Below are 25,206 nucleotides of genomic sequence, written 5' to 3' on the forward strand. Positions count from 1 at the left end.
CCGTGTTCCGGAACCAGCCGGTCAAGGCTGTGAAGTCGCTGGCCCATTTTACGGACAAGGGTTCCCGCGAAACCGTTGGATCACTGTCTCTTTACCGTGTGCATACGCACTCTTGAGGGAGATCGCAGCCTCTGCACCGCACGTTCCGGTGTTGTTCTCACCCTGTACGCAGGAGTGCGTATGCGAAGACCAGGCGTCGGTCCAGCCACGCGGCCCGAACCAGGAACCTGAGGTCGCCCTCGGAGGTCAGGACGAGTTCGTCACCGGATTTCCATTCGAGGACCCGCGACTTGGCCGGTTGGTCACCGCCTTCCGCGCCCATGTCGGCGACGGCCTGGACGACGCCCAGCAGCAGCTTGCCGGCACCGCGCTGGACCATTTCCCTGGGGCCGCCCTGCGCCCACTCCGCGCTGCTCACGATCTCGGGGTGCCCCGGTTGGGCGATGCGCCACGTGGGCTTCAGGGCGTGCTTCAGCGGAGCGATGCGCTGGATGGTTCCGATGGCCTCTCCCCGCTCGTCGCGCACCGTGTAGTGGCGCCGGCCCTCGACGTCCTGCGGCTCGTCGAGCGAGCAGATCAGCCTGCCGCCCTCGGCGTCCTCGTACAGGCGCCGAGCGTCCGCAGCCGAGGACTGCGGCGGAAAGAAGGCACAGGGGGCGTTGACACGCTGGACACCTGAACCCTGCGCAACCCTGAATGCGCGGACGCCGAGCGCGGCACGCTTGCGCTGTCCCGCGGCAGGCCGTTCCTCGTCGGTGAGGGCGAACTCCCAAGCGTCCGTCCACGGGACGACGGGGATGGGAGGTTCGTCGACGTGCCTGTTCTTGCCGAACACGGTGCTCTCCGGGTCGCTTCAGGGATGGGTTCCGACCCTAACCCCAGCCGGTGAGTTCGCTCGGTGGGGAGGCCGGGTGTGCACTCCTGCGCGTGCTACGTGCTTGTCCGCTTCATCCGCACGACGTCGTCCGACAACTCCGACACCTTGAACAACACGTTCGCGAACTCGACCGTGTCGCCGACTCGGACGTCCTCGTAACCGGCCACCTTGATGCCCGCGCAGCTCGCGCTGATCCCGCCGGTCTGTGCGTCGCTGCCGACGTGGGCTGTGATCGACAAGCCGGTGGGGGAGGTCCACACACCGCTGTTGTCGAGCAGGGACTGGGTTCCTCCCTTGGGAGGGAACCCCTTCGAGGCAGCGGCCAGCACTGATCGGTTGGTGGAGAAGCAAAGGCCGTCGTCCGCTGGACCCCCCTGAGACTCGAGTGAGTCGGGGGCCGCAGCCACCGCGGCTCCGACCTTCTCGTCCCGCGGCTCCAGGACGACTCGATAGGAGCAGATCTGCGTGACGGTGTAGCCATGTCCCGAGACGGTGATCCGCTGCCCGGGTTCGACCGTCTGCTGCTTCTGGCCCGCCTCGTACCTGGCCCCGTCCCGGACGGTGGCGCTGCGGGTGTTGCCGTCGGCATGGGCTGCCGCGTACTGCACGCCCCCGCCACCGGGCAGCCGGAAGCCGCCCCCGCGCAGCACATGCAGACCGCCCGCGGTGGCTTCGCCGGCACACAAGGGGCCCTTGTCCCGTGCGGGCGGGGCTGTCACGCCGTCGCCGTCGCCACCCCCGTCGGACGTTCCGCACCCCGACAGTGCGAACAGGACCACGGTGCTCGCGACGACGTACCTGCTATTCACCGGTTTCGCCACCGGTCTCCTCCTTGCCCTCGCGGTCGGGCGCGACGTGGCCCTCTACGCGTTCGAGCACGATGCGAGTCCGGTAGTCGACGGCGGTCACTCGCCACTCGTCTCCGGTGATCTCCACGGTGTCTCCGGGAGTGAGATCGTCGTACCGGACCAAGGGCTCACCCTCGCAGCCGACGTGGATCCGGCCGTGCACCGTTGGCTTGGCGAAAAGGGTCGCAACGATGTGGTAGGAGCGGCCCTCGTGCTCCACTTCATACGGGATGTGGTATCGAAGTGCCCAACGGCCGTTGATCTCGAATGGGTACTTCACCCGCGCGCGCTCAGTCACTGGACTCACCACGTCCGTATTCTCGTCCGCACCCTCGTGGGCCCGTCTCACGAGACATCGAAAGCCTCAGGTCCCGCAAAGTACTTGTTGAACTGCTCCTGTGACACCTCGATCGGGGGATAGCCGTCGCTTCCCCAAGGGTTGCCGAGAATGACCTTGCCGTCATCGGTGAACCCGCGGACGTAGTAGGCGTGGTTACTGTGATAGGTGTCTCCCCACTCCGCGGGGTGGTCGTCGTCCAGGCCTTCGTCAGCCGGGGTGTACACCGTCACCGCCCTGCCGGAGTCGAACTCCTTCTTCAGTGACGACAGACTCTTGTCCTCGTGCTCGCCGATGCCGAGGAACCCGCCCGATTTCAGGTCCTCTCCGCCGTTGCCCGTCAGGTAGGGCGCGGATTGCTTGGGATCGTCGCCCTCGATCCCACCGTAGCCGCGCTCGCCCTCGTCGTCGCCCGTGTACGAAAGGGCGAAAGCCTTCTCGTAGTACGCCGGCCAGGACTCCCCGTTACCGTAGGTGCTGATCGGGTTGCCATTGGTGTCACAGGGCAGATCCGCGGTCATGGTGACCCACTGGTAGTTGCCCCCCTCGTCCCAGACGCGCACGCTCACGGTCCCATTGGGATTCTGCTTGATGCCGTCTCGGATGAACTGCGGGTCCTTCTGTGCGACGGCGGCGAGCGAGGCGACGTACCAGCAGTCCCCGAACTGCCGCTGGTGGATGTCGTCCACACTCACCGAGTCCTTGAACAGCGGATCGGGTGGCGCCTGCCAGTGGATGCCCGAGTTGTTCTGTCCGTTCTGCTCGTTGCCCCCGTCTTCATACGCGGCGGTGTTGGTGAATGTGGGCTGCACCCCGGGAAAGGCAGCGGTGAACTTGCCCACCTTCTCCGGACTCACCTTGGACAGCATCAGACTCAGCGTGTTCCGGCGTTTGTCCTCGGGCAGCCCGTTGTGGTCGAACGGGTTCCAGGCGGAGTCGTCAGTACAGGTGAGCAGCTGGTTGTAGAAGGTTAGGTCCCTGGGCGACGCCTTCGTCACCAACGTGTCCAGCTCGGCGGCTGTCAGCCCGTCGAGCTCGCCGGAGATCTGCTCCAAGTCGTCGCGGTTGCCGTTGGTGCCGAAGTCCTTGCCGTGCAGTTCACGAAGGTGGCGCAAGGCCTCGTCGATCTTCTTGGCGTCAGGCGCCTTCTCGTCGAGGAAGACGCTGTTCTCGCTGACGGGATAACCCCGCTGCTCCAGCTCCTGAAGTCCCTCGAGCTGCTTGATACGGCGCTTCATCGACGACTGCATGTCACCGAGCTCACCACCGAGGGAACCGGGCAGGCGCGGGCGACGGAAGAACGACGGCATCGGGACCACATCGCCGACGAGGTCCTGGAGATCCGGGTTCCGGGAGGCGTTCTGCCCCGACGGCAGGTTCTGCTGAGCGGTGGTGAGCACGGACGCCAGCTGCGAGTGAAGCTTCCCGGAGTTCTGAGCGAGGGTGTCCAGCCGGCCGGCGAGAGCCGTCAGCTTGGGGGCGTCGAATCCCCTGAAGACCATCAGCTGCCGCCCGTTCCGGCCTTGGCCTTGTCCTCGGCCTGCCGGTCCAGTTCGTCAGCCTGACCCTCCCATCGGGTGGCGTCCGCCAACAGCGCGGTGCCCATGCCGCTCAGCACGCGCTGTCGCTGCTGGAGCTTGGCGGTGCACTCGTCGGCGAACGGGCCCTGCCAGATCGCGCCCTCGTCGCCACCGGTACGGAAGGCGGCGGCGCGCGGGGTGGCCTTCTTCACCGCGTCGTCGAGATACGGCCCCAGCCTGCGGGCCAGCGCCCGCGCCTCCCGCGCACAATCCCGCAACCGTTCGGCCCGCTTCTTCAATTCGGCTGCGTCATCGCCCGGCGTGGGCCCCACGTTCTCTTCCTCCCCGTTTGCTGCTGGTGCCTACCGCGCTCGCGCATTGGCCCACAGCATCGCTGGGGAAGCATACGGGGGTGGTGCTCGACCATCTGAAGGCGTTGGAAATCTCCCCGACCGTCACATGGTCGCCACAATCCATAAGGCCCTCTCATTGCGAGCACCCGCTGATCGCGCCGAGAGGGGCTGCGCCTGCTCTGGTCCGACAACATCCGCTATGCCCGGTAGTCCCTACATGGTGCCGATGGTCCCCGGGTATCTTGGCTCCCGGCCTTGCGATTACCTTGGCTTTGCAGTGGCTTTGCGTGCGCCGCCCCGGTCGGCCGGGGTTCGGAGGAAAGAGGGAAAGGGTCAGGCGATGGGGTCGGGGACTCACATTCGAGCTGCTACCGGCGGCGCCCGTACGAGTCGCCGAGGGGCAGTCCTCAGCTCGCTGTTGTGGGCGGTGGGTAGCCTGAGCGGGTCGGAAGCCAAGCGGAACGTAAGGGGACCATCGTGGGCGGCGCGGACGGTCATGGAGCGGGTGCATCGACGGTGCCGTACGGGCAGGCGGTGGTGTATGAGGAGAAGCTGCCGAGGCGCTGGACGATCGCTACCACGACGGTGATAGCCGGCTGGGTCGCTTATCAGGCCGGCATCCTGCTTCCTGAAGAAAGCACGGTCTGGTTCGTCATTCTCGGTTTCTCGACGCTTATCGCGCTCGTATTCAATGCCGTTCCGATTTCAAAGCGCATCTATCATCGAGTCCATGTCCGAAGCGGGCAGCTGACCGTGGGACGGGAGACGATTCCGGTGGAGTCGTTGACAGTCGACTCACTTCGGGAGGCTCGTGATCAGCCGTCGGACGCGGAGTGGGCAGCGTCCCTGGCCTCGCGGTCGAGTGAGGAGCTCGCGGAGTTGCGGCGGAGGAGCCGTGCGACCGAGCCGCCCCGGATCATGGGTGGGGGATGGTCCGTGCCGACGGGCATGGATCAGATCGTGGTCGAGACCGCACAGGGTGAGTCGTTGCTGATCGCCACCCACCACCGTGAGGCACTGCTGGACGCACTCATGCGAGCCCGGCAGACCTGAAGCCGGGGCCCGGCTCCTGGGCCCAACAACCAAGGAGCCGAATTGATCATCTGAAGGAGCCTTGTGACCGGTAAGCCGAACAGAGTGGTGAACCCGCAAGACCTGGAGCAACTGGCCAAGTTGCTCGATGGGCGGGGAGGAGTCGGGGACAAACTCGGCGAGGCATTCACGCGGGCCTCGGCGCTCGGGGTGTCCGGCAAACTGACCGCGATACGCCCGATGCATTCCTGGCTGTCGGAAACGGCGCCCGAACTCCGCAGGAAGGCAGCCTATGCTCGCCTTGAGGACGGCGATCCGCTGGCCGGACTGTTGCTTGCCGGATTCACCCCTGAGCAGCTCAAGAACAAGGATCTGCCACCAGACGTCCTGTTGGTGGCCAATGCGACCGCGTCCGACGGCGAAGTCGACGATGGCTGGCTCAAGAAGAAGGACGGCGAGACTCTCGACGACTGGCTCGTCAGGGTGCAGGGCGACGCCGTCACTCAGCTCACCGGCAACGAGAAACTGGGCAAGGCGGTCGCGACGTACATCGAGGGGGCCGCCAACCTGTCGGCCTTCTTCACGTCGTCGACCACGGCGCTGCTGGGCGGCAAGTCCCTCATCTCGTACTTCAAAAGCTCCAAAGTGCTCAATGCGCCGGGCACCTTCACCGCCCGCCTGATCAACGGTCACTGGGACAAACTGTCCAGGATTCCCCGGGCCGGGAGCTGGCTCAGCCGAGTGCCCGTCGGCGTGCTCTCCGGCTCCGATGAGGCGGCGATGCTCGCCGGATACATGCGCAACGGCGCCTTCTACATGCCCACCTCCACCGAGGCCAACTTGCTCCGCGTCGCTCAGCGCGGTGGTCTCGCCAACGCGGCCAAGGCCGCCGGATGGATGCGCGGCGCCGGCATCGTCGGTTCCGTCGGTGCCACCGCCTGGGGTGTCGCGAACCTGGCGACCATGGATCACGGCAAGGCGTGGAAGGAGGACAAGGCCAAGTACCTCTCCAACTGGACCGGTACGGCCTTCAACGCCTCGCTCACCGCCGCTATGGTCGCCCCCAACCCGGTCACCATCGGTCTGGCTGTCGGCACTGGCCTGGCCTATGCCGGAACACTGGTATGGGACAACTGGGACAGCATCAGCGATGGTGCGGAGGAGGCCGCGGACTGGGTCGGTGACAAGGCCGACAAGGCCGGTGAGGCCATCTCCGACGGTGCCAAGGCACTGGGTAGCGCCCTCAATCCGTTCGACTGATGCCGACCGTGGCACATCCGCGCCGAGCGGCGCGAGGGAAGGAACCATGCAGCAGCACACGTACACGCTCGACCACTGGGAGGACCGTTCAGGTCATCGGCTGGCCTGGAAGTTCGGCTATCGGGGCACGGCAGGCGAGTTCGGCAGGATCGAGGTGGTCTACCCGGCGAGTCGGCGCGGCGACCGTCATGTGACCGAGGTCAAAGGCGACACGGTGCCGGTCACCTCCTTCATGGGCTGGGCCTACGGACGAAAGCCCTCGCTCTACATGGCGGAGCTCAGTGTCGGCGGGACCGGAGTCCGGCTCAAGCGCAACCGCTGGGCACAGACCAGAGCCGGACGCGCGGTGCGGATGCAGGTTGCCGGGCGGGAGTATCGCTACCTGGCGACCAGCGCACGGCACCGCGACCGGGCCCTGACCCGGAACGGGGTGGAGGTCCGGATCCGTCGCCACGGCAGCGGTGCGCGGAAGAAGGCCACTTTCACCGTCCTGGGTCCGGCCGACGCCACCGACCTCGCCCTGGCCGCCGTGATGTGCGGCGTCAACACCCGAAACCTCACCAGAGGCGGGGCCGTTCGGGCCTTCTTCGGCAGGTCGATGCAGTGGCTGGACGTCTTCCACTGACCCCATGAACTCCCTGAGCCATCACCGGCAAACGTTTCCGCTGACGAAAGCGACACCCAATGCCCTCGTATGACAGCACGCGGGGTCGGTTCCGGCTTGCCGAGAACCACCTGGCCGTCCTCGGTCACCGTATCGAAGGGGAGGAGGTGCCCTCGGAGCTGGCCGAGGCCGAACGCGAACTGCGCGAGGCCGGCCTGACCGACCAGGCCGGAAACCTCGACTTCGCGCTGAGCCCGCTGGTCAGCACCCTGCGGGCTCCCACCGTCGTCCTCCACGTGGAGGCGCTCGGTGAGCACGGCACCCTCCACCACGGCGTCACCATCGGCGACGGCTACGTCTACTCCCATGAGTCCTGGCCGGGCTCAGCAGAGTCGGAGTATGTCCGGCTGGAGCCGAACATGCTCGTCTGGGCGCTGGCGCGGATGGTCAACCTCCAGGGGGATGACCAGGTGGACGTGGCCACGCCCGAGATCGATGCCACGATGGCCGTCCTCGACGCGGGGCTCGCCACCCTGGACCGCCTCCAGGGTCTGACGGCCGAGGAGGGCACCGACCGGATAGCAGAGGCGCTGAAGGGCGCCGGGCTCACCCGGAAGTCACAACTCAGCACCCTTGCCAAATTGATCGCCGGGATGCGTTCCAGCTGGCGGATGACCGCTGCGTGGCAGGGGCACGACGAAGGGGCCCCTGCCCGGCAGGTGCGCGGATTCGCGGTGTGGGACTGCGGCCCTCTCGGCTACTGGCACCGTGAACTACCCGCCGAGCCGATCCTGCCCGGCCAGGTGGATGAGAACACTCCGCTCAGGCTGGTCCGGGTCGATGCCAAGGAGGTCTGGCAGCTGATCACCGATCTGCTTCCGGCCGCGGAGGAGTTCGCGACGGCGCCGCACCCAGGGTGAGTGGCGCCTGCCCGGAATCATGCCGGGTCGTGCCGCGCAGCGGCAAAAGTGTCCGCCGCTCGGCACGGCTTGGTCCGGTCTGTGAGAGCCCGGGCCTAGCTGGGCGTTGCCGAAGGTGCCGTTCCGGCGCGCGAACCCGCCAACCTGTGAAGGTCGCCGTTCCACCCGTACGGCCCGGCCGCCGAAACTACACTCGCGCCCCATGCGCAACTCCCGTAGCACCACGGCGTATACGGCACCCCCAGCATTCGGCGCGTTCAACGGAAGCGTGTGGAGAAGACAGCCCGCCGAGGGCGCGGGAGCCGGGCGATGGCCGGAGCCCGGGGGCGGTGACGTCCCCTGAACCCCCTCGCGTCCAAAGCCCGGGCCCGTCACAAACAATCCCGCGACCCCCGAGCCCACTGGCTCCTGCTCGCCCTCACCCTCCCCCTCGTCTTCGCCCTGCTGCTCTTCGAGGGCTGGACCTCGCACGAGGTCGACGCCGCGAAGGCGCGGTCGCCTTGTACGGCACCGGTGCCGGAGGCCGTCGCCAAGGGCGGGCCCGTGATCGGGATCAACGGGGACGGGATACGGACCGCGTCGATGCCCGCCCGGACCGTGGCGCTCACTTTCGACGGGGGGCCCGACCCCGTCTGGACGCCCCGGCTGCTCGACCTGCTGCGCAGGAACAACGCCCGGGCGACCTTCTTCGTGCACGGTGCTCAGGCCGCCCGGCATCCGGAGCTGGTGCGGCGGATCCGGGCCGAGGGGCATGAGATCGGGTCGAACACGTACACCGGGGCCGTGCTGGGGGAGTCGTCCGGGCCCCGCTTCCAGGCCGAGTTGGAGCTGACGCAGAGCGCCCTCGCGGGGACCACCGGCGTACGGACCAATCTGCTGCGGATGCCACGGACCACGTTCCCCGACACCCTGTGCGGACGGGAGTGGCAGGCCGCACGGCAGGCAACCGGGCACGGGTACGTGCTCGTCGCCGCCGACAAGGGCTCGCGAAGGCCGGAACAGGGGATCGTCCGGCAGCTCAGCCAGACGGAGAGCGCCTATCAGGAGGCGCGCAGGCTTCTGAAGAACCGGACCGTCGACCGGTTCACCACCGTGTCGGAGGGGATCGGGCTCGTTCCCTACGCGTCCCCGTCCCTGGTCGAGCGGTGGGCCGGGCAGGGGCTGATCCGGATCACCGGCCTCGGGCAGGTCTTCTCCACTGCCATGATCTGGATCCTCGGCGTCGCCGGTGGCCTCGGCGTGCTGCGGCTGTTGCTGCTCGCGCTCTTCGCCCGGGCCCATGTGCGGCGGCTGGAGCGTTTCCGGACCGGTGCGCCCTGGATGCGGGACACGTCGGGGCCCGTGACCGTGCTCGTCCCGGCGTACAACGAGGAGGCCGGGATCGGGTCGACCCTGCGGTCGCTGCTCGACTCCACCCATCGGGAACTCCAGGTCATCGTGATCGACGACGGGTCCTCCGACCGGACCGCCGACATCGCCGAGAACACGGGGGATGCGCGGGTGGAGGTCGTACGGCAGGCCAATGCCGGCAAGGCCGCCGCCCTCAACACCGGGCTCGCTCACGCCCGCCACGACATCGTCGTGATGGTCGACGCCGACACGGTCTTCGAGCCCGACGCCGTCGAGCGGATCGTGCAGCCGCTCGCGCACCCGGCCGTGGGTGCCGTCAGCGGCAACACCAAGGTCGGAAACCGGCGCAGCCTGCTCGCACGGTGGCAGCATCTGGAGTACGTGTTCGGGTTCAACCTCGACCGGCGCATGTTCGAGGTGCTGGAGTGCATGCCGACCGTGCCGGGTGCCATCGGGGCGTTCCGCCGGGACGCGGTGATCGGTGTCGGCGGGGTCAGCGAGGACACCCTCGCCGAGGACACCGACCTGACGATGGCCCTGTGGCGTTCCGGCTGGCGGGTGCTGTACGAGGAGTCCGCCGTCGCATGGACCGAAGTGCCCACCACCGTCCGGCAGTTGTGGCGGCAGCGGTACCGGTGGTGCTACGGCACGCTGCAGGCCATGTGGAAGCACCGCGGAGCGCTGCTCGGCACCGGTCCCGCCGGGCGGTTCGGGCGGCGCGGGCTGACGTATCTCGCGCTCTTCCAGGTCGCGCTGCCGCTGCTCGCGCCCGTCATCGACGTCTATGCCCTCTACGGCGTGCTGTTCCGCGACCCGTGGGAGTCGGCCGCCGTCTGGTTCGCGTTCCTCGGCGGGCAGATCGTCTGCTCCGGATACGCCTTGAGGCTCGACGGCGAGCCGGTGCGGGCCCTGTGGTCGATGCCGTTCCAGATCGTCGTCTACCGGCAGTTGATGTATCTCGTCGTCATCCAGTCGCTGGTCGCGCTGCTGCTCGGCAGCCGGCTGCGATGGCAGCGGATGCAGCGGTCCGGGACGGCCGCTGAACAGATCGGTGGGCCCGTCCCGTATAGGAGTGTGCCGATGCGCTGACCCGAGAGCCCCCCCACAGCACCTTCGAGGCGTCGATGAGCGACTGGACCGACCGCCCGGGTACATCCCCGCCGGAGTGGACCCCACGGCGGGAACCCCTGGCCCCGCCACCCTCGACCCGCACCGCCCCGCTGCCCGGCATGCCCTCGCCCGCCGCCCCCGGACGCTATGACAGCGGCCCTCATCCGCGTGGCGGCCCGGGCAGCAGGAACCGGCGCCGGCCCAGCCGTCGCCGCCGGTACTTGCGGACGGCGGCCGTCCTGTCGTCCGCGCTGCTGCTCGGCGGCGCCGGTACGTACGTCTGGGCCGACACCCGGCTCGACCAGCAGGTCGACCTGGGTGCGCTCGGCAGCAGGGTGCCGCCGGGCGAGGGCACCAACTACCTGGTCGTCGGCTCCGACAGCCGCGAGGGACTGTCGGAGCAGGACCGCAAGGACCTCAACACCGGCTCGGCCGAGGGCCGCCGTACCGACTCGGTGATCCTGCTGCACACCGGCGCGAACGGCACCACGATGCTCAGCCTGCCGCGCGACTCCTGGGTGACCCTCCCGCCCTACGTCGACCCGGGCACCGGCCGCGGCTACCGGGCCGCGCCGAACAAGCTGAACGCCGCGTTCTCGCTGGGCGGCCCCGGCCTGCTGGTGCGGACCGTGGAACGCAACACCGGCCTGCGCATCGACCACTACGCGGAGATCGGCTTCGCCGGCTTCGTGGGCGTGGTGGACGCGGTCGGCGGCGTCGACCTGTGCCTGGGCCGGCCCGTGCGGGACAAGGACTCCGGAGCGAACCTGCCCGCCGGCTGCCAGACCCTCGACGGCGCCGAGGCGCTGGCTTTCGTACGGCAGCGCAAACAGGAGGCCCAAGGGGACCTGGGCCGCACCCGCAACCAGCAGAAGTTCCTCGCCGCCCTCGCCCGGAAGGCGGCCGACCCGGCCACTCTCGCCGACCCGTCGAAGTCGTTCCCGACCCTGGGCGCAGGACTCGACACGCTCATCGTCGACGACGGTACCGAACTGCCCGACCTCATGGCGCTGTTCGAGGCCCTGCGCAAGGCCACGGGCGGCGGTGGCCGACAGCTCAACGTGCCCGTGGCCGACCCGGATCTGCGCACCTCCAAGGGCAGCGCGGTGAAGTGGGACGACCGGCGGGCCCGCGCCCTGTTCAGAGCCCTGCGTGAGGACCGGCCGCCCGGCTGATCAACGAGCCCTGCCGAGCCCGGCCGACGGGGGCATCGGCGGGCCGTACCCGCTCGCCGCCCAGGCGCTCCGCCCGGCCGGAGCCTCGAAGTAGGGCACCGTACGGCCGTTCTCGTCCGTGTCGGTGAGCACCTCTGGGGCGCGGCGGTCCCGCAGCGCGTCCTCGTCAGTGGACACCTGCGGTCTCCCTCACCTTGTCGATGAGCCGGGCGATTCCACCGGGTAGGGCGGTCAGGGGGCCGTCGGTCGCGTCGTAGTAGGTCAGGCGGGTGTTGCCGAGGGAGGGGTCGGGCAGCTTCAGCAACCGGCCGGGGATGCCCCCGCGGTCCGATCGCTGCCCGCGCGGCACTCTACTTGGATCTTCGCGACCGCTACAGGCCGTACATGTCCACGCCCTTGGACGCTGACGGCCGTCGCCCCCACGAGGGCCGAGCCGTGCGACGCCTCGGCCCGGCTTCGTGAGTGAATCGTGCAGGCATGATGGCCGGAAGGTGACGAACCTGCCGATCGGCACAGACGGTTGGCGCCCGTGGCGATTCGCTGGTGCACAGGTGCCGCCGTCATGTGGGGCTGGTCCCGGCAGGGTTGAGTGGGCGTGACGTTGCAGATGGATAACAGGCCGCAGCCTGCGGCCCGTGGGGCCGGACGCGCCTTGAGGGGCTTATGTGCGGCTGATACGGTGCGATGGCTTGACACTCACCCCCAGTGCTGGCTATTCGCCCAGGTCGGGCGGGTGCGTCCGGCCCGTCCCGTACTTCTCCGTGCGGGTCGACGCGGGCGAAGTGTCCGAATTTGAAGGCACATGACAGACATCTTCTTGGGTGTACGGGGAGCGGTTGCGTGAAGATCCAAGAGCGTACGGGGGCGGGCGCAGGCCGTTCTGCCGTTCCGGCTCAGCCGTCGGTCGGTGACCGGCTTCCCACTCCGCCTCGCGAGCGCAAACCGGCACTGGCCGCGCTCGCGGTGCTGCTGATCCTGATGGGTGCCCTGGGCGCGACCATGCTCGTGCTCCAGGTCGGTGAGCGCATCGAGGTCGTCAAGGTCACCCAGGCGATCCCCGCGGGCGGCTCGGTCAACACGTCGAACTCGACCCCCGTCATGGTCGCCAAGGACGACAGCATCCACTACATCGAGTGGACCCAGCTGGACCAGCTGAAGAAGCAGAAGCTGAAGGCCGTCAACGCCATCCCCGCCGGAGTCGTCGCGGTCGGCGAGATGTTCGGCGACGAGGCGGGTGTCGCCGCCGGCAAGGCCACCGTGGGCCTGTCCCTCAAGGCCGGCCAGTACCCGACCGGCATCAAGCAGGGCGACACCGTCGCGGCCTACCGCGTCAGCTCCGCCTCCGGCTCGGGCAACAGCAACAGCAACTCCTCGTCATCGGCGTCCAACAGCTCCGTCATCGTCGACAACGCCCGCGTCACCTACGTCCCGGGCCCGAAGGACAGCGGCGACGAAATCGTCAGCAGCACCAACCTCGCGGTCACCCTGACCGTCGACAGCGACAAGGCCGCCGACCTGGCCCAGGCCGCCTCCAACGGCGAGGTCGCTCTCGTCCAGGTCCCCGGTAACTCCGGCAACTAGAAGGCGGCACCCGACCCATGGCGCTCATCGCTCTCGCCGCCGACAAGGGTTCCCCCGGCGTCACCACCGCGGCCGTCGCCCTCGCGGCGGTCTGGCCGCGGCGTGTCCTGCTCGCCGAGGCGGACCCGGCGGGCGGTGACCTCGTATACCGCAGTGCCGCCGCGCACGGCGGACCGCTCAACCCCAACACCGGCATGCTGTCCATCGCCGCGACCGCACGCCGCGGCCTCGTGCCGGACCAGCTCTGGGACCACGTACAGCCGCTGAGCGGTGGACTGGAAGTCCTCGTGGGGCTCGGCATCGCCGAGCAGGCCGCCGGACTCGCGGGGCTGTGGCCGACCCTCGGGCACGCCTTCAACTCCCTGGCCGACTCCCCGCACGCAGCCGCCGACGTCATCGCCGACTGCGGACGCATCAGCGGCGACACCCCCGCCGTGGAGCTGTTCCCGCACGCCGCGCTCGTGCTGCTCATCTCGCGCACCGAGCCGGAGGCCATCGCCCGCGTCCGCGACCGTGCCGCCGCCCTCGCGGGCAAGCTGCACGGCGGGCCCCGCGGCGCCGCGAGCCTCGCCACCCCGATGATCGGCGTCGTCCTGATCGCCGACACCGGTACGGCCGGCAAGCTCGCCTCGCAGGTCAACGACATGCTCGTGCACGCCCAGACCGGCGCCCGCGTGGTCGGCACCCTCGCCGACGACCCGGCCGGCGCCGACCAGCTGGCCGGCCGCAAGCGCGGCCGCCTCGACAAGTCGCTGCTGATCCGCTCGGCCCGCAAGGTCGCAGCCGACCTCTACCAGCAGTACGGCGCCGCCTGGGCCGCCTCCGCCCAGGCCAACCCGGTGCCCCAGGCCCACCACGCCCCGCACGCCCCGGGCCAGACGCAGGGCCACGCGGGGGCCGGCACATGACCGCTGTCGACCACCAGTTGGTCAAGCGGTTCCGTCAGGACGCCGGCGACCGCATCGCCGAGCAGCGCCGACAGGACCAGGTCGCGGGCGTCACCCCGATGTCCCCGGAGGACGAACGGCAGTACGCCCGGGCCGTCATAGCCCAGATCCTGGAGGAGTACGCCCGCGCCGAGATCAACGCGGGCCGTACGCCGCTGGACGCCGAGACCGAGGAGCAGTACGCGGCCGCCGTGCACGCCGCGCTGTTCGGCGTCGGCCGGCTCCAGCCGCTGCTGGACAACCCCGAGGTCGAGAACATCGACATCAACGGCTGCGACCAGGTGTTCGTCGGGTACGCCGACGGGCGCGAGGAGAAGGTCGACCCCGTCGCCGAGACCGACGAGGAGCTCATCGAGCTCATCCAGGTGCTGGGCGCGTACTCGGGTCTGTCCTCGCGTCCCTTCGACTCCGCCAACCCGCAGCTCGACCTGCGGCTCCCCGACGGTTCGCGACTGTCGGCCGTCATGGACGTGACGAGACGCCCCGCGCTGTCCATCCGGCGGGCGCGCATGGGCAAGGTGTTCATCTCCGACCTCGTCGGCAACGGCACCCTGTCGCCCGAGGTCGCCCACTTCATGGCCTGCGCGGTCCGCGCCCGCAAGAACATCATGATCGCCGGCGCCACCAATGCCGGCAAGACCACGCTCCTTCGGGCCCTCGCCAACGAGATCCCGCCGCACGAGCGCCTCATCACCGTCGAACGGGCCCTGGAGCTCGGCCTCGACACCTTCCCCGACCTGCACCCCAACGTCGTCGCCTTCGAGGAGCGCCTGCCCAACTCCGAGGGCCAGGGCACCATCTCGATGGCGGAACTGGTGCGGCGCTCGCTGCGTATGAACCCCTCCCGCGTCATCGTCGGTGAGGTCCTCGGCGACGAGATCGTCACCATGCTCAACGCGATGTCGCAGGGCAACGACGGCTCCCTGTCCACGATCCACGCCAACAGCTCGCACGAGGTCTTCAACCGTATTTCCACCTACGCGCTGCAGGCCACGGAACGGCTGCCCATCGAGGCCAGCCAGATGCTGATCGCGGGCGCGGTCAACTTCGTCGTCTTCATCCAGCGGCGCAACAACTACGGCAACGGCGGCCGCCTCCAGCGCATGGTCACCTCCGTCCGCGAGGTCAACGGCGTCGACGGACGGGTGCTGTCCAGCGAGGTGTTCGCGGAGGCTCCCGACGGCCGGATCGTGGCGCACGCCCCCATAGCCTGCCTGGAGGAACTGATGGCATACGGCTACCAGCCGACCGGGACCTGGGGGTGAGCCGGGGATGAACACGACCTACGCGGCACTCGGCTCGCTCGGCTCCATGGGCGGCCTGTTCTCCACCACCGTCCTGTACTCGATAGGGAGCGGCGTCGCCGTCGGCGGCGGCCTCGCCCTCCTCCTCATCGCCGTACGCGGGCTGCCCGCCAAGCCCGACCACGAGAAGCAGAAGGCCGCCGAGCGGGCCGGCGAACTCATCCGCTTCGCCGGCCGGCGCGGCTCCCTCGCCGCCATCGTCGGCCTGGTGGTCCTCGTCCTCACCCGCTGGGCCGTCGCGGGCATCGCGGCCGGCGTCCTCGTCTTCTTCTGGGACCGCCTCTTCGGCGGAGCCGGTGAGGAACGGGCCGCCATGCGCCGTGTGGAGGCCCTGGCCTCCTGGACGGAGTCCCTGCGCGACACCATCGCCGGCGCCGTCGGCCTGGAGCAGGCCATCCCGGCCTCGGCCCGCGCCGCCGCCCCCGTCCTGCGGCCCCATCTCGACGCCCTCGTCGACCGACTGCGCGCCCGCACCCCGCTGCCCGAGGCGCTCCAGCAGCTCGCCGACGAGATCGACGACGCCTCCGCCGACATCATCGTCGCGGCCCTCATCCTCAACGCGCGGCTGCGCGGCCCGGGTCTGCGCCAAGTCCTCGGCGCCCTGGCCAAGTCGGCCCGCGAGGAGGTCGACATGCGCCAGCGGGTCATGGCCCAGCGCGCGTCGACCCGCCGCTCGGTGCAGATCGTCGTCGCGGTGTCCATCGCCTTCGTCCTCGGCCTGTCGATCTTCAACCGCGACTTCGTGGAGCCGTACGGAACGGCCGTCGGCCAGCTCGTCCTGGCCTGTGTCTGCGGCCTGTTCGCGCTCGGCTTCTGGTGGCTGCGCAAGCTGTCCACCATCGAGACGCCCGAGCGCTTCCTGGTCCGCGACGAGGCCTCCGTCCAGTTCGTCCGCCCGAGGACGCCGTCGCAAGCGCAGTCCCAGCAGCGGCTGCCGCAGGAAGAGGGGGCTCGCTGATGGACCTCACGATGCCGCTCGTCGTCGGTGCCGTCATCGGCCTGGGCATCTACGCCCTCGTCCGCGCCCTCATGCCCAGCAAGCGCAGCGCGATCTCGCAGGTCGCGCGGATCGACGCGATGCGGGCCCGCGGCTCGGCCTACGAGTCGGCCCGCGTCGAGCGGGAGAAGGGACGCCTGGGCGCGCTGCGGGCCGAAGTCGGCCTGCGCGTCTCCGAGTTCTATCTCCAGCAGGGCTGGGAGCAGCGCTCGCTGCGCGCGGACCTGGCGGTGCTGGACCGCAGCTGGGAGAAGTTCCTGGCGACGAAGGTGCTGCTCGGCGTGGCCGGCCTGTTCTTCGGCCCGTTCCTGTTCGCCATCGTCTACACGCTGGGCTTCGGCCGGAGCCCGATCATCCCGGTCTGGCTGGCCCTGCTCTTCGCGGCGATCTTCTTCTTCCTGCCCGACCTGGAGGTCCGGCGGGACGCCGCCGACAAGCGGCGCGACCTGCGGCGCGTGATCGGCGCCTACCTCGACCTGGTGTCGATGAGCCTCGCCGGCGGACGCGGCCTGCCCGAGGCCCTGATGGCGGCGGCCGAGATCTCCGACGGCTGGGCCAACCAGCGCATCCGCAACGCCCTGTCCGATGCCCGCATCACCGGAGTCAGCCAGTGGCAGGCGCTCGGCGCGCTCGGCGAGGAGATCGGAGTCGAGGAACTCAAGGACCTCTCCGCCTCCCTGGCCCTGGTCGCGGACGACGGTGCCAAGGTCCGCGAGTCCCTCGCCTCCCGCGCCGAGACCATGCGGCACCGCGAACTCGCCGACATCGAGGGCAGCGCGGGCGAGAAGTCCCAGTCGATGCTCGTGGCGCAGCTGTTGCTGTGCGCCGGGTTTCTGGTGTTCCTGATCTTTCCGGCGGCGATGCGGGTGTTCCAGGTGCAGTGAGCCGTGCATGAGCCTCGCAGCGACCTTCACAACTCCAGAACTTCCGTGAACCGATTTCGAAAGGACAAGACGTCATGAACGGACGCAACTTCCACACCGGCATCCCTGCCGTGGACTTCCTCGTCACCTTCCTCCAGGCCCGCACCGAGCGTGCCCGCTCCAGCGAGCTGGACCGCGGCGCCTCCGCGGTCGAGTGGGTCATCATCTCCGCGGTCGTCGTGGCGATCGTCGGTGTCGTGGCCGCCATCATCAACGCCGCGCTGAGTGAGGGCGCCAACAAGGTCGGCGACTGCATCAAGGGTGCGGACGCGGGCAAGACCTGCTGATCGTCTCAGGAGCAACGAGGTTCACGGGGATGCCGGCAGACGTGGGCAGACGGGCACGCCGCTGGGTGCGGGCCGTACGGAAACGGGCGGCCACCCGCGGCGACTCAGGCATGACCGCGATCGAGTTCGTGCTGCTCACCCCGGTCCTCTTCTTCATGATCTTCGCGACCGTGCAGTTCGCCCTGTACTTCTTCGCGGACCACGTCGCCCAGGCGGCGGCCCAGGCCGGAGCCCGCAAGGCCCGCGCCACGGCCGACGAACAGCCGGGCGCGTGGCGGGGCGAGGCGCGGGACGTGGTGGACAGCTACATCCGGCAACTGGGCCCGCAGCTGGTGCTGTCCCCGGACGTGACGATGGTGCAGCCTGAGCAGAACACGGTGGGCGTGGAGATCGCGGCGAGGGTCCCGACGGTGTTCCCGGGGCTGGATCTGACGGTGCACGCGCAGTCGGTGGGGCCGGTGGAGCGGTTCGTACAGGAAGAGGGGAACTGAATGTCCGTCCCTTCTCATCCCGAGGGCCGCTGGTCCGCGGACGACAGCGGCCTGTCCACCGTCGAGGTCGTGATCCTCGCCCCGGTGATGATCCTGTTCATCCTGGTCCTGGTGGCCTTCGGCCAGCTCGTGGACGGCCGCGGAGCGCTCGACGGCGCGGCCCGGGACGCGGCCCGCGCGGGTTCGATCCAGAAGGACCACGCGACGGCCATCGCCGAGGCCAGGAAGGCCGCCGAGGCGAACCTGACGGACGTCTGCTCGGGCCCGGTGTCCGTCGTCCAGACCAGCCAGGGCTTCGAGCCGGACACCATCTTCACGGTCGAGGTGAGCTGTCAGGTGCGGGGTCTCGCCATGCTCGGTCTCGACGTGCCGACGACGCTGACGGCGAGCTTCAGCTCCCCGCTCGACCCGTTCAGGAGGTCGGCATGAGCCGGCTCCGGCTGTACGTGCGATCGTGTGGGGCGGCCCGTCGCGCACATCTGGACGACCGGGGCTCCGGCGCCGGCGCGGTCATCATCTTCACGCTCGTCTTCCTCTCGCTCTCCGCGTTCGTCATCGACGGCGGCCTGTCCATCTCCAAGCGGGAACGCGCCGCCGACATCGCCGAACAGGCGGCCCGCTACGCCGCCCAGGACATCGACCGCGACGCCCTCTACGAGAACGAGGGCGGTCCCGCCCCGATCAACTTCGAGAACTGCGGCGCCCGGGTGAAGGCCTTCGCCCGCGAGATGGACATGACGGGCGCGGACATCGGAGCGACCCACTGCGTGGCGGCGAACGCCGAGCAGGTCGAGGTCGAGGTCCAGCTCACGTACTCCCCGGTCTTCACGGGGATGTTCTACGGCGGCGACGTGGTGGTCCACGGCCGGGCGGTGGCGCAGAACGAGGTCGGCTGAGCCGATCTCGAACATTCGGCGAATCTGCACACCGTTCACTGTGAGGATGGGACGGAGTGGGGGAGATCCTGAGCCCGGCCCATTTCCCGAGCTGTGGACCACATTTCTGTTTCGCGATGTGGCGGAACGTGTGAAGACCACCAGCCCCCTGGTGACCGAATGGTCACACCCATGAATTCGCCCTCCGAAACTCAACTCCCACTCATAATCGCTGACTGGCCGTGCCTTCTTCCGACGTGCTTTGATCGGTCGCGCTCGAGCACTTCGAATTTTTGAAACGAAGGGAACCGCCTTCCATGGCCTTCACCCCGCAGATCCAGACCGCCCAGATGTCCGACGCCGAGCTGGACACCATCGCCGGCGGCCAGGCGGGTGGCGCCACCGCGGGTGCCGGCGCCGCAGCCGGTCTCTACGTCGAGACCACGGCCGCGGGCCTCACCGCCGGCGTCGGCGGCGGCGTGGGCCTCGCCCTCTCGCCGCAGGGCATCGCGGCGGACCTGCACCTCAACGCCGCTGTCGCTTCCTGACAGAACGCGCGCGAAAAGGCCCCGGATCTTCGGATCCGGGGCCTTTCGCGTCTCTCGGGCAGCGGTCCGCCCGCCCCCGCAATGCGTTGACCGTCAGGTGCCGCCTCAGCGGTTGATCGACTGGATCTCCTGGACGTTCATGTCCTGCGTGGTCTCGAATGTGCCGTCCGGAAGGTCGCCGCCGGAGCCGTCGGAGCCCTCCCAGGTGATCTGCCAGGTGACGCTGGCCGAAAGCTGGTACGGGGCGCCGTCGGTCGCGCGGAGGTAACGGATGCCGCACGGCGGGGTCTTGTCGGCGGCGCCCTTGGTGTACGGCGTCCCGATGGAACCGTCGTCGTTGATCTCGCAGTCGCCGGAGGCCGGGAAGACCTCGGCGTCCTTGGTGCCAGGGTTCAGGTGCAGGGCGACCGGCTTGGCGGTGGTCTCCGCCCACAGGCCCGTACCCGGGAGCTCCGCGCGCACCTTGACGTCCTGGAAGGTGCCCTTGTCCAGCCAGACCCAGGTCGGCAGGTTCACCGTCGACCTGGCCGCCGGCTTCAGCTCCACCTCCGTCTCGGGGACCTTCACCTTGTCGTAGGCGTAGTCGGCGAGGGTCTCGGCCGTGGGAGCGTTCGGGTCGTCGGGGATCTGGCCCGCGTCCTGCCAGAACATGAGCCGACTGCACAGCGACGTGTCGTCGATCGCGGTGACGTCCGGAGCCACTCCGCGCCAGAAGTAGCCCTTCTTGCCGAGGTTGTAGTTCTTGTACCCCTTCACGGCGGCCGGCTTGGTGAAGATGGTGTTGGCGTCCTTCTCGTCCCTGAAGTGGTCGGTCCAGAGTTCCGAGCCGTACCAGCCGTCACGCAGACCGACATCGCCGCTGCCGTCGTTCTCCGAGAAGTTCTTCAACTGCTCGGGGGTGAACACGGGCTCGTACCAGCAGGGCGGCGGCTTCCAGTTCACGTCCGTCGACGCGACGGTGCCCTGTTTGCCGCCGGTGGGGCCGCTGGTCTGCGTGACCTTGATCCGGGACTGTGAGGCGGAGGCGGAGAGTTCACCGCTGTCGTTGGTGCCACCTCGCACATCGCTGCCGGGGCCTCCGAAGGCGCCGGCCGGCGACGAGCTCAGCAGTGTCACGACCAGGGACGTCGTGATCAGGGGTATCGCTCGGTGCGGCGCCTTCACCGGGAGCACTTCCCTCGTTCACCGCGCACCGACGAGTTCTGCCACACGCCCTGCTCGTTCTTCGTCAGGGAGAGCGAGTAGAGGACGTAGGGGTTCGTGCCCGCCGGGTTTCCCTCGACCTTGCCGGTCTTGCGGTTCCTGGTCTTCGCCTCGGTCTCGTCCGTACAGTAAGTCAGCGCCGCTCCCTTGCCGTTCTCGGCCAGGGTGACCTTGGGATTGAAGACGGGCAGCTTGCCGATGACGGTGAAACCCTTGTCCGTGTAGGACTTGATCCACTGCTTGGTCTGTCCGTGAACGCCTTCGGTGTCGTAGAAGGCGACGGCTTCACTGTCGGGGTCGTTCGCGATGACCGCCGCGTATCCGGCCCGGAGCTCCTCCTTGCCGTCGTTCAACACCGCCTGCTCGACAGGATCGCTGCTCGTCCAGTTCTCGAACGTCAGCTGGAAGCTGCTGGGGAGCTTGATGACCGGGCGCTTGACGCCGGGCGCCGAGGACGACGGCGAGGCCGACGGGCTGCCCGAGCTGTTGCCCGCGCCCTTGATGTCGTCCGACGGCGAATCATCACCCCCGCCGCAGGCGGTCAGAAGCAGCGCTGCCGCCGTGGCAAACGCGGCGGCAGTCGTGGGCAGTGCGCGGCGGGCCACAGTTGATCTCCCCCGTAGTTTCGGTGTACGCGACAGGGAACGAAGCTATCAGTGGTGGATCACGACGCCATGAGAGGCCGTGGGGGATTGTGTGGGGAAGGTGAGGAGTGTACGTAGCGATCGCGAAGGGACGTGATCGTCAAGTCCGGCCGCAGGGGCCGACGCCCGTAGCCACAAGGGCAAAACGGACGGCGGTGAGGTTCCTTACCTCTGCCCTTCGACGACCCCACTAAAGGTCAATAAGATCTCTGTAGGCTCAGCACACCCCTTACCCGCAGCTCGGCCTCACCCCACTCCACACACGACCCCAGGACACCCGCCATGCCGCGACGCCGCACCTCAAGCTCGTCAAGCTCGACGGGAAGTACGACGGGAGCGACGGGAACCACGGCCGCCCCCAGGAACCGGACGCCGCAGCCGGTGCGGATGCGGCGGCGGTCGTTCGGGGACTTCGTCAAGGCGTTCCTCGCCCTCGTCGCCCTGGCCGTGCTGCTCGTCGGCGTGCCCGGCGCGCTGGCCACGCAGATCGGGTGGCCGCTGCCGAACGGGGTGCCGAGTTTCGACTGGCTGCAGCAAGAGATCACCGTTCAGACGTTCCTGAACATCCTCACCGTCATCGTGTGGCTGGCGTGGGCGCAGTTCACGGCGTGCGTGCTCGTGGAGATGAAGGCCGCGTTGTCGGGTGTCGGCGTGCCGGGGCGGGTGCCCGGCGCCGGACCGAGTCAGCTGCTCGCGCGCCAGCTCGTCGCCGCGCTGCTGCTCGTCGGCGCCACCGCCGCCAGCCTCACGCCCGGCCTGTCGCAGCTCGGGCACAGCTACGACGGCAACCAGAAGCCGACCGTCGCGGCCGCCCAGGCGACCCCGGGGCTCTTCGCCCAGCAGCAGGACCAGGCCGCCGGCGCCGCGGCCGCCCTCGCCGAGCAGGCCTCGCACGCCGCGGCCCACGCCGACGCCGGTGGCAGCACCGCCCAGCAGGGCGACACGAAGTACTACCGGATCCAGCCGCCCGAGGGGCGTCACCACGACTCCCTCTGGGAGATAGCCCAACGGCACCTCGGCGACGGGCGCCGCTACAAGGAGATCTTCCAGCTCAACAAGGACCGCGTACAGCCGGACGGGTCCAAGCTCTCCGAGGCCAGTCTCATCCGGCCCGGCTGGATCATGGAGATGCCGGGCGACGCCCGCGGCGGCGAGCTCGTCGAGTTGCCCGACGAGGCGCCCAACGTGTCGCCCGACGTGCAGCAGCAGATCGGCGACTACGCGCAGACCGGGGACCACGCCCAGGGCGGAGGGGGCTCCGGCGCCCAGGGCGGTGGACACGAGCACGCCGGTGGCGGCGCCACCCAGGTGTCCGTTCCCGAACAGCAGCGGCCCGCTCACGACACCGGTCACCAGCAGGCCACGGCCGTCGGCGCCGAGTCCGACAGCTCCTTCGGCCTTCCCGAAGCCCTCCTCACCGCGCCCCTCCTCGCCGCCGGTCTCCTCGGCGCCCTGGGGCGGCGACGCCGGCAGGCGTTGTGGCAGTCGGCGTTCGGGGCCGTCGGCGGACGGCGCGGCATGGAGCCGCCCACGCCGAGCGGTGACGCGCAGGACGTCCAGGACGCGCTGCTCGTCGGCGCCGACCCCGAGGGCGTGCGCCTGCTCGACCTGAGCCTGCGCGGTCTGGCCGCCTCCCTCGCCGAGGAGTCGCGCGCGCTGCCGGTCGTGTACGCGGCCTGGCTCAGCAACGGCGACCTGCACCTCCAGCTCGCCCAGCCCTCCGGGAAGCCCCCCGCGCCCTGGCAGCAGGGTCAGGACCAGACGTTCTGGATGCTGTCCCGGACCGACGCCGAGCGCTACGAGGACGTCGACACGGCCGCGCCCTACCCGGGGCTCGTCAGCCTCGGCACCATGGACGACTCGCGGCTCCTGCTCAACCTGGAGGCCGTGCCCGGCATCGTCTCGCTGAGCGGCCGGGAGGCCGACCGGGCCGCCGTCTTCGCGTCCGTCGCCGCCGAGTTGGCGACCAACGGGTGGTCCGACCGCATGACCATCACGCTCGTCGGCTTCGGGGAGGACCTCACCCCTCTCGCCCCGAACCGGATCCGGCACCTCGAGGACATCGAGGCCCTCGTGGAGACCATGGAGGCCGAGACGCGGCAGCGGCGCGGAGCGCTGGGCGCCGCCGGGCACGACTCGGTCCTCACCGGGCGCACCGGGCCCGCCCAGCACACCCGCTGGGCCCCGCACCTCGTCCTGCTCGCCGCCCAGCCGTCCGCCGAGGACGCCGTGAAGCTCGCCGAACTCGCCGCCGACGCGAGCCGGCTCGGCATCGGCTACGTCGTCGGCACCGAGACCGGCGATCTGCCGGGCGCCGCCTGGGAGATGGAGATCACCGGCCAGGGCAAGCTGCTCGCGCCGCTCCTCGGCCTCGAACTCGACGCCCAGTTGCTGCCGGCCGCCCAGCAGCGGGCCGTGGTCGAGCTGTTCGTCGAGGCCGACCCTGAGCGCGACACCGACAGGCCGGCCAACACCCCGCCGTTCCTCGTCGACATCAGCGAGCAGGGCCGGCCGGCCGTGTACGCCCGGCTCGTCGGGCCGTACGAGATCATCGGCCTGGACAACCCGGACGGGGAGCGCAGCGCGCTGCTGCACGAGGCGCTCGCCCTGCTGCTCCTGCACCGCGAGGGCGTGCATCCGCGGGTGCTGTCCTCCGCGCTGTGGCCGCGCGGCGTCACCGACGACGTGCGCACCGCGCTGCTGGACCGGCTGCGCGACTGGCTCGGCACCGACCCCGACGGCACGCCCCGCCTCGCCACCGACGGCTCCGGCCGGCTCACGCTCGCCAAGACGGTCGTCTCGGATTTGGACGTGCTGCGGTCCCTCTACCACGAGGCCACGCAGGGCAAGGGCGTCGACAGCCGGGCCGTGCGCGGCCGGCTGCTCACCGACGCGCTGGTGCTGGTGCGCGGGCCGCTGCTCGCCGACCGGCCCGAGGGGCGCTACCGGTGGCTCACCCACGAGATCGTGGACGCCCAGCTGCCGCTGCTCGTCGCGGACACGGGGCTCGCGCTGTGCGAGTTCCACATGGAGAGGAACCGTGCGGAGAAGGCCATCGAGGCGCTGAACGCGGCCCTGCGCACCGCTCCGGCCGACGAGCGGCTGTGGCACGAGCTGCTGCGCGCCACCCACGCAGGCGGCGACACGGACCGGCTGACCGCCCTCGCCACCGACCTCATCGGCCGCAGCGGGGCCCGCGGGCTGCCGCCGCGCACCGAGGCACTGCTCGACGAGCTGCTGCCCACATGGCGTGACGCGATCGCCGCGGTGGGATGAGCACCGGGCTGCTGGTCCTCGCCGCCGCGCTGTGGGGCGCGGTGGCGGGAGCGCTGCTGCCGCGGGCGGCCTACCGGTTCTCGGCGCCCTCGGGGGAGGCATGGCGGGAGGAGTGCCCCGGCGGGCACGCCGTCAAGGGCTGGCTGGGGCGGGCGGCGTGCCCGGAGTGCGCGGAGCCCGGATTCGGGCCGCGTACGACTCCGCTGGTGATCGCGACCGCCCTGGTCTGCGCCGTCCTGGCCGCCGCGACCGGAACCCGCCCAGAGCTCGGGGTCTGGCTGCTGCTCGCCCCGGTCGGCGTCCTGCTCACGGCCGTCGACTTCCGCGTACGGCGCCTGCCCGACCCGCTCACCCTCCCCTTCGCCGGTGCCGCCCTGGCCCTGCTCGGCCTCACCGCTCTCGTCCCCGAGCACGCGGGGGAGTGGACCACCGCCCTGCTCGGCTCCCTCGCCCTGGGCGGCGGCTACTTCGTGCTGTTCCTCATCAATCCCGCGGGCATGGGCTTCGGCGACGTCAAACTCGCCCTGGGCGCCGGTGCCGCCCTCGGCTGGTACGGCTGGCCGACGGTCATGCTCGGCACGTTCGCCGGCTTCCTCCTGGGCGCGCTGTACGGCACCGCCCTGGTCGTCACCCGCCGGGCCAACCGCAAAACAGCCATCCCCTTCGGGCCGTTCCTGATCGCGGGGGCGTTCCTGGGGCTCTTGGTGGGTTCCTGCACGGCGTGAGACGGGGGCCCGGCATCCT

At 69.7% G+C, this 25,206-nt stretch carries 27 protein-coding genes; 18 read left to right on the forward strand and 9 right to left on the reverse strand.

The window, feature by feature from the left end; all coding sequences use genetic code 11:
- Positions 1-157: 157 nt before the first annotated feature.
- The 5 genes from CEB94_RS23505 to CEB94_RS23525 all read right to left on the reverse strand — a co-directional run bounded on the left by CEB94_RS23505 (position 158) and on the right by CEB94_RS23525 (position 3,914).
- Positions 158-835: a hypothetical protein gene (locus tag CEB94_RS23505; RefSeq protein ID WP_175434102.1), complete on the reverse strand. Its 678-nt coding sequence runs from the start codon at positions 833-835 to the stop codon at positions 158-160.
- 95 nt (positions 836-930) lie between these two features.
- A complete protein-coding gene (locus CEB94_RS23510; protein ID WP_175434103.1) occupies positions 931-1,698 on the reverse strand; it encodes a hypothetical protein in 768 nt (255 codons plus the stop codon).
- The gene (locus CEB94_RS23515; protein ID WP_246111890.1) at positions 1,679-2,023 is read right to left on the reverse strand and encodes a hypothetical protein; all 345 of its coding nucleotides are present in this window, start codon (positions 2,021-2,023) and stop codon (positions 1,679-1,681) included. Before CEB94_RS23515 ends, CEB94_RS23510 begins: the two co-directional genes overlap by 20 nt.
- 47 nt (positions 2,024-2,070) lie before the next feature.
- Positions 2,071-3,462: a C2 family cysteine protease gene (locus CEB94_RS23520; RefSeq protein ID WP_246111891.1), complete on the reverse strand. Its 1,392-nt coding sequence runs from the start codon at positions 3,460-3,462 to the stop codon at positions 2,071-2,073.
- 101 nt (positions 3,463-3,563) lie between these two features.
- Complete coding sequence (locus CEB94_RS23525; protein ID WP_175434105.1) at positions 3,564-3,914, reverse strand: hypothetical protein; 351 nt, start codon at positions 3,912-3,914, stop codon at positions 3,564-3,566.
- 498 nt (positions 3,915-4,412) lie between these two features.
- On the opposite strand from CEB94_RS23525, the gene CEB94_RS23530 reads away from it, so the two are divergent.
- The 6 genes from CEB94_RS23530 (at position 4,413) to CEB94_RS23555 (ending at position 11,386) form a co-directional block, all read left to right on the forward strand.
- Complete coding sequence (locus CEB94_RS23530; RefSeq protein ID WP_175434106.1) at positions 4,413-4,988, forward strand: hypothetical protein; 576 nt, start codon at positions 4,413-4,415, stop codon at positions 4,986-4,988.
- 63 nt (positions 4,989-5,051) lie between these two features.
- Positions 5,052-6,227, forward strand: a complete 1,176-nt coding sequence (locus CEB94_RS23535) for a hypothetical protein (protein ID WP_175434107.1) — start codon at positions 5,052-5,054, stop codon at positions 6,225-6,227.
- Positions 6,228-6,273: 46 nt separating this feature from the next.
- Positions 6,274-6,852: a hypothetical protein gene (locus CEB94_RS23540; protein ID WP_175434108.1), complete on the forward strand. Its 579-nt coding sequence runs from the start codon at positions 6,274-6,276 to the stop codon at positions 6,850-6,852.
- 59 nt (positions 6,853-6,911) lie between these two features.
- On the forward strand, positions 6,912-7,751 hold the full coding sequence (locus tag CEB94_RS23545) for a hypothetical protein (protein WP_175434109.1): 840 nt from the start codon (positions 6,912-6,914) through the stop codon (positions 7,749-7,751).
- A 513-nt stretch (positions 7,752-8,264) separates the two neighbouring features.
- Positions 8,265-10,190 carry a bifunctional polysaccharide deacetylase/glycosyltransferase family 2 protein gene (locus CEB94_RS23550; RefSeq protein ID WP_175434110.1) on the forward strand — a complete coding sequence of 642 codons (1,926 nt, stop codon included), beginning with the start codon at positions 8,265-8,267 and terminating at the stop codon, positions 10,188-10,190.
- Between the two features lie 35 nt (positions 10,191-10,225).
- Positions 10,226-11,386, forward strand: a complete 1,161-nt coding sequence (locus CEB94_RS23555; protein ID WP_246111892.1) for an LCP family protein — start codon at positions 10,226-10,228, stop codon at positions 11,384-11,386.
- Here the strand turns inward: CEB94_RS23555 and CEB94_RS23560 are convergent, their stop codons facing one another.
- Positions 11,387-11,563: a hypothetical protein gene (locus CEB94_RS23560; RefSeq protein WP_175430197.1), complete on the reverse strand. Its 177-nt coding sequence runs from the start codon at positions 11,561-11,563 to the stop codon at positions 11,387-11,389.
- Positions 11,553-11,690, reverse strand: coding sequence for a hypothetical protein (locus CEB94_RS23565; RefSeq protein WP_175434111.1), 138 nt, complete (start codon positions 11,688-11,690; stop codon positions 11,553-11,555). Before CEB94_RS23565 ends, CEB94_RS23560 begins: the two co-directional genes overlap by 11 nt.
- Positions 11,691-12,226: 536 nt before the next feature.
- Between CEB94_RS23565 and CEB94_RS23570 the strand changes: the two genes are divergently transcribed.
- The 10 genes from CEB94_RS23570 (at position 12,227) to CEB94_RS23615 (ending at position 19,339) form a co-directional block, all read left to right on the forward strand.
- On the forward strand, positions 12,227-12,967 hold the full coding sequence (locus CEB94_RS23570; RefSeq protein WP_175434112.1) for a hypothetical protein: 741 nt from the start codon (positions 12,227-12,229) through the stop codon (positions 12,965-12,967).
- 17 nt (positions 12,968-12,984) lie between these two features.
- Positions 12,985-13,875 carry a hypothetical protein gene (locus CEB94_RS23575; RefSeq protein WP_175434113.1) on the forward strand — a complete coding sequence of 297 codons (891 nt, stop codon included), beginning with the start codon at positions 12,985-12,987 and terminating at the stop codon, positions 13,873-13,875.
- Positions 13,872-15,179, forward strand: coding sequence for a TadA family conjugal transfer-associated ATPase (locus CEB94_RS23580; RefSeq protein ID WP_175434114.1), 1,308 nt, complete (start codon positions 13,872-13,874; stop codon positions 15,177-15,179). The genes CEB94_RS23575 and CEB94_RS23580 overlap by 4 nt, the downstream gene beginning before the upstream one ends.
- Before the next feature lie 46 nt (positions 15,180-15,225).
- A complete protein-coding gene (locus CEB94_RS23585) occupies positions 15,226-16,176 on the forward strand; it encodes a type II secretion system F family protein (protein ID WP_175437127.1) in 951 nt (316 codons plus the stop codon).
- A complete protein-coding gene (locus CEB94_RS23590) occupies positions 16,176-17,099 on the forward strand; it encodes a type II secretion system F family protein (protein WP_175434115.1) in 924 nt (307 codons plus the stop codon). Before CEB94_RS23585 ends, CEB94_RS23590 begins: the two co-directional genes overlap by 1 nt.
- 74 nt (positions 17,100-17,173) lie before the next feature.
- Positions 17,174-17,425, forward strand: a complete 252-nt coding sequence (locus CEB94_RS23595; RefSeq protein WP_175434116.1) for a hypothetical protein — start codon at positions 17,174-17,176, stop codon at positions 17,423-17,425.
- Between the two features lie 29 nt (positions 17,426-17,454).
- The gene (locus tag CEB94_RS23600) at positions 17,455-17,916 is read left to right on the forward strand and encodes a TadE family protein (protein WP_175434117.1); all 462 of its coding nucleotides are present in this window, start codon (positions 17,455-17,457) and stop codon (positions 17,914-17,916) included.
- Positions 17,917-18,345, forward strand: coding sequence for a TadE/TadG family type IV pilus assembly protein (locus CEB94_RS23605; protein ID WP_175434118.1), 429 nt, complete (start codon positions 17,917-17,919; stop codon positions 18,343-18,345).
- Positions 18,342-18,812 (forward strand): pilus assembly protein TadG-related protein, encoded by a 471-nt coding sequence (locus tag CEB94_RS23610; protein WP_175434119.1) that lies wholly within the window; start codon positions 18,342-18,344, stop codon positions 18,810-18,812. The genes CEB94_RS23605 and CEB94_RS23610 overlap by 4 nt, the downstream gene beginning before the upstream one ends.
- Positions 18,813-19,108: 296 nt before the next feature.
- Positions 19,109-19,339 (forward strand): hypothetical protein, encoded by a 231-nt coding sequence (locus tag CEB94_RS23615; protein WP_031141079.1) that lies wholly within the window; start codon positions 19,109-19,111, stop codon positions 19,337-19,339.
- Between the two features lie 105 nt (positions 19,340-19,444).
- Here CEB94_RS23615 and CEB94_RS23620 read toward each other — a convergent pair whose 3' ends face one another.
- Together CEB94_RS23620 and CEB94_RS23625 are read right to left on the reverse strand one after the other, a co-directional pair.
- Positions 19,445-20,455 carry a hypothetical protein gene (locus CEB94_RS23620; RefSeq protein WP_246111893.1) on the reverse strand — a complete coding sequence of 337 codons (1,011 nt, stop codon included), beginning with the start codon at positions 20,453-20,455 and terminating at the stop codon, positions 19,445-19,447.
- 44 nt (positions 20,456-20,499) lie between these two features.
- On the reverse strand, positions 20,500-21,147 hold the full coding sequence (locus CEB94_RS23625; protein WP_175434120.1) for a hypothetical protein: 648 nt from the start codon (positions 21,145-21,147) through the stop codon (positions 20,500-20,502).
- Between the two features lie 321 nt (positions 21,148-21,468).
- Here CEB94_RS23625 and CEB94_RS23630 point away from each other — a divergent pair, with 321 nt between their 5' ends.
- Complete coding sequence (locus CEB94_RS23630; protein ID WP_175434121.1) at positions 21,469-24,462, forward strand: BTAD domain-containing putative transcriptional regulator; 2,994 nt, start codon at positions 21,469-21,471, stop codon at positions 24,460-24,462.
- Positions 24,459-25,187 carry a prepilin peptidase gene (locus CEB94_RS23635; RefSeq protein WP_175434122.1) on the forward strand — a complete coding sequence of 243 codons (729 nt, stop codon included), beginning with the start codon at positions 24,459-24,461 and terminating at the stop codon, positions 25,185-25,187. The genes CEB94_RS23630 and CEB94_RS23635 overlap by 4 nt, the downstream gene beginning before the upstream one ends.
- The last annotated feature ends 19 nt before the right edge of the window (positions 25,188-25,206 follow it).

The sequence above is a fragment of the Streptomyces hawaiiensis genome (assembly GCF_004803895.1).
GTDB lineage: Bacteria > Actinomycetota > Actinomycetes > Streptomycetales > Streptomycetaceae > Streptomyces > Streptomyces hawaiiensis.

What these genes read in the sequence shown, in the direction of transcription:
- CEB94_RS23540 (WP_175434108.1), top strand. Translation starts at nt 6,274, where the DNA reads ATGCAGCAGCACACGTACACGCTCGACCACTGGGAGGACCGTTCAGGT.
- CEB94_RS23545 (WP_175434109.1), top strand. Translation starts at nt 6,912, where the DNA reads ATGCCCTCGTATGACAGCACGCGGGGTCGGTTCCGGCTTGCCGAGAAC.
- CEB94_RS23555 (WP_246111892.1), top strand. Translation starts at nt 10,226, where the DNA reads ATGAGCGACTGGACCGACCGCCCGGGTACATCCCCGCCGGAGTGGACC.
- CEB94_RS23575 (WP_175434113.1), top strand. Translation starts at nt 12,985, where the DNA reads ATGGCGCTCATCGCTCTCGCCGCCGACAAGGGTTCCCCCGGCGTCACC.
- CEB94_RS23580 (WP_175434114.1), top strand. Translation starts at nt 13,872, where the DNA reads ATGACCGCTGTCGACCACCAGTTGGTCAAGCGGTTCCGTCAGGACGCC.
- CEB94_RS23585 (WP_175437127.1), top strand. Translation starts at nt 15,226, where the DNA reads ATGGGCGGCCTGTTCTCCACCACCGTCCTGTACTCGATAGGGAGCGGC.
- CEB94_RS23590 (WP_175434115.1), top strand. Translation starts at nt 16,176, where the DNA reads ATGGACCTCACGATGCCGCTCGTCGTCGGTGCCGTCATCGGCCTGGGC.
- CEB94_RS23595 (WP_175434116.1), top strand. Translation starts at nt 17,174, where the DNA reads ATGAACGGACGCAACTTCCACACCGGCATCCCTGCCGTGGACTTCCTC.
- CEB94_RS23600 (WP_175434117.1), top strand. Translation starts at nt 17,455, where the DNA reads ATGCCGGCAGACGTGGGCAGACGGGCACGCCGCTGGGTGCGGGCCGTA.
- CEB94_RS23605 (WP_175434118.1), top strand. Translation starts at nt 17,917, where the DNA reads ATGTCCGTCCCTTCTCATCCCGAGGGCCGCTGGTCCGCGGACGACAGC.
- CEB94_RS23610 (WP_175434119.1), top strand. Translation starts at nt 18,342, where the DNA reads ATGAGCCGGCTCCGGCTGTACGTGCGATCGTGTGGGGCGGCCCGTCGC.
- CEB94_RS23615 (WP_031141079.1), top strand. Translation starts at nt 19,109, where the DNA reads ATGGCCTTCACCCCGCAGATCCAGACCGCCCAGATGTCCGACGCCGAG.
- CEB94_RS23630 (WP_175434121.1), top strand. Translation starts at nt 21,469, where the DNA reads ATGCCGCGACGCCGCACCTCAAGCTCGTCAAGCTCGACGGGAAGTACG.
- CEB94_RS23635 (WP_175434122.1), top strand. Translation starts at nt 24,459, where the DNA reads ATGAGCACCGGGCTGCTGGTCCTCGCCGCCGCGCTGTGGGGCGCGGTG.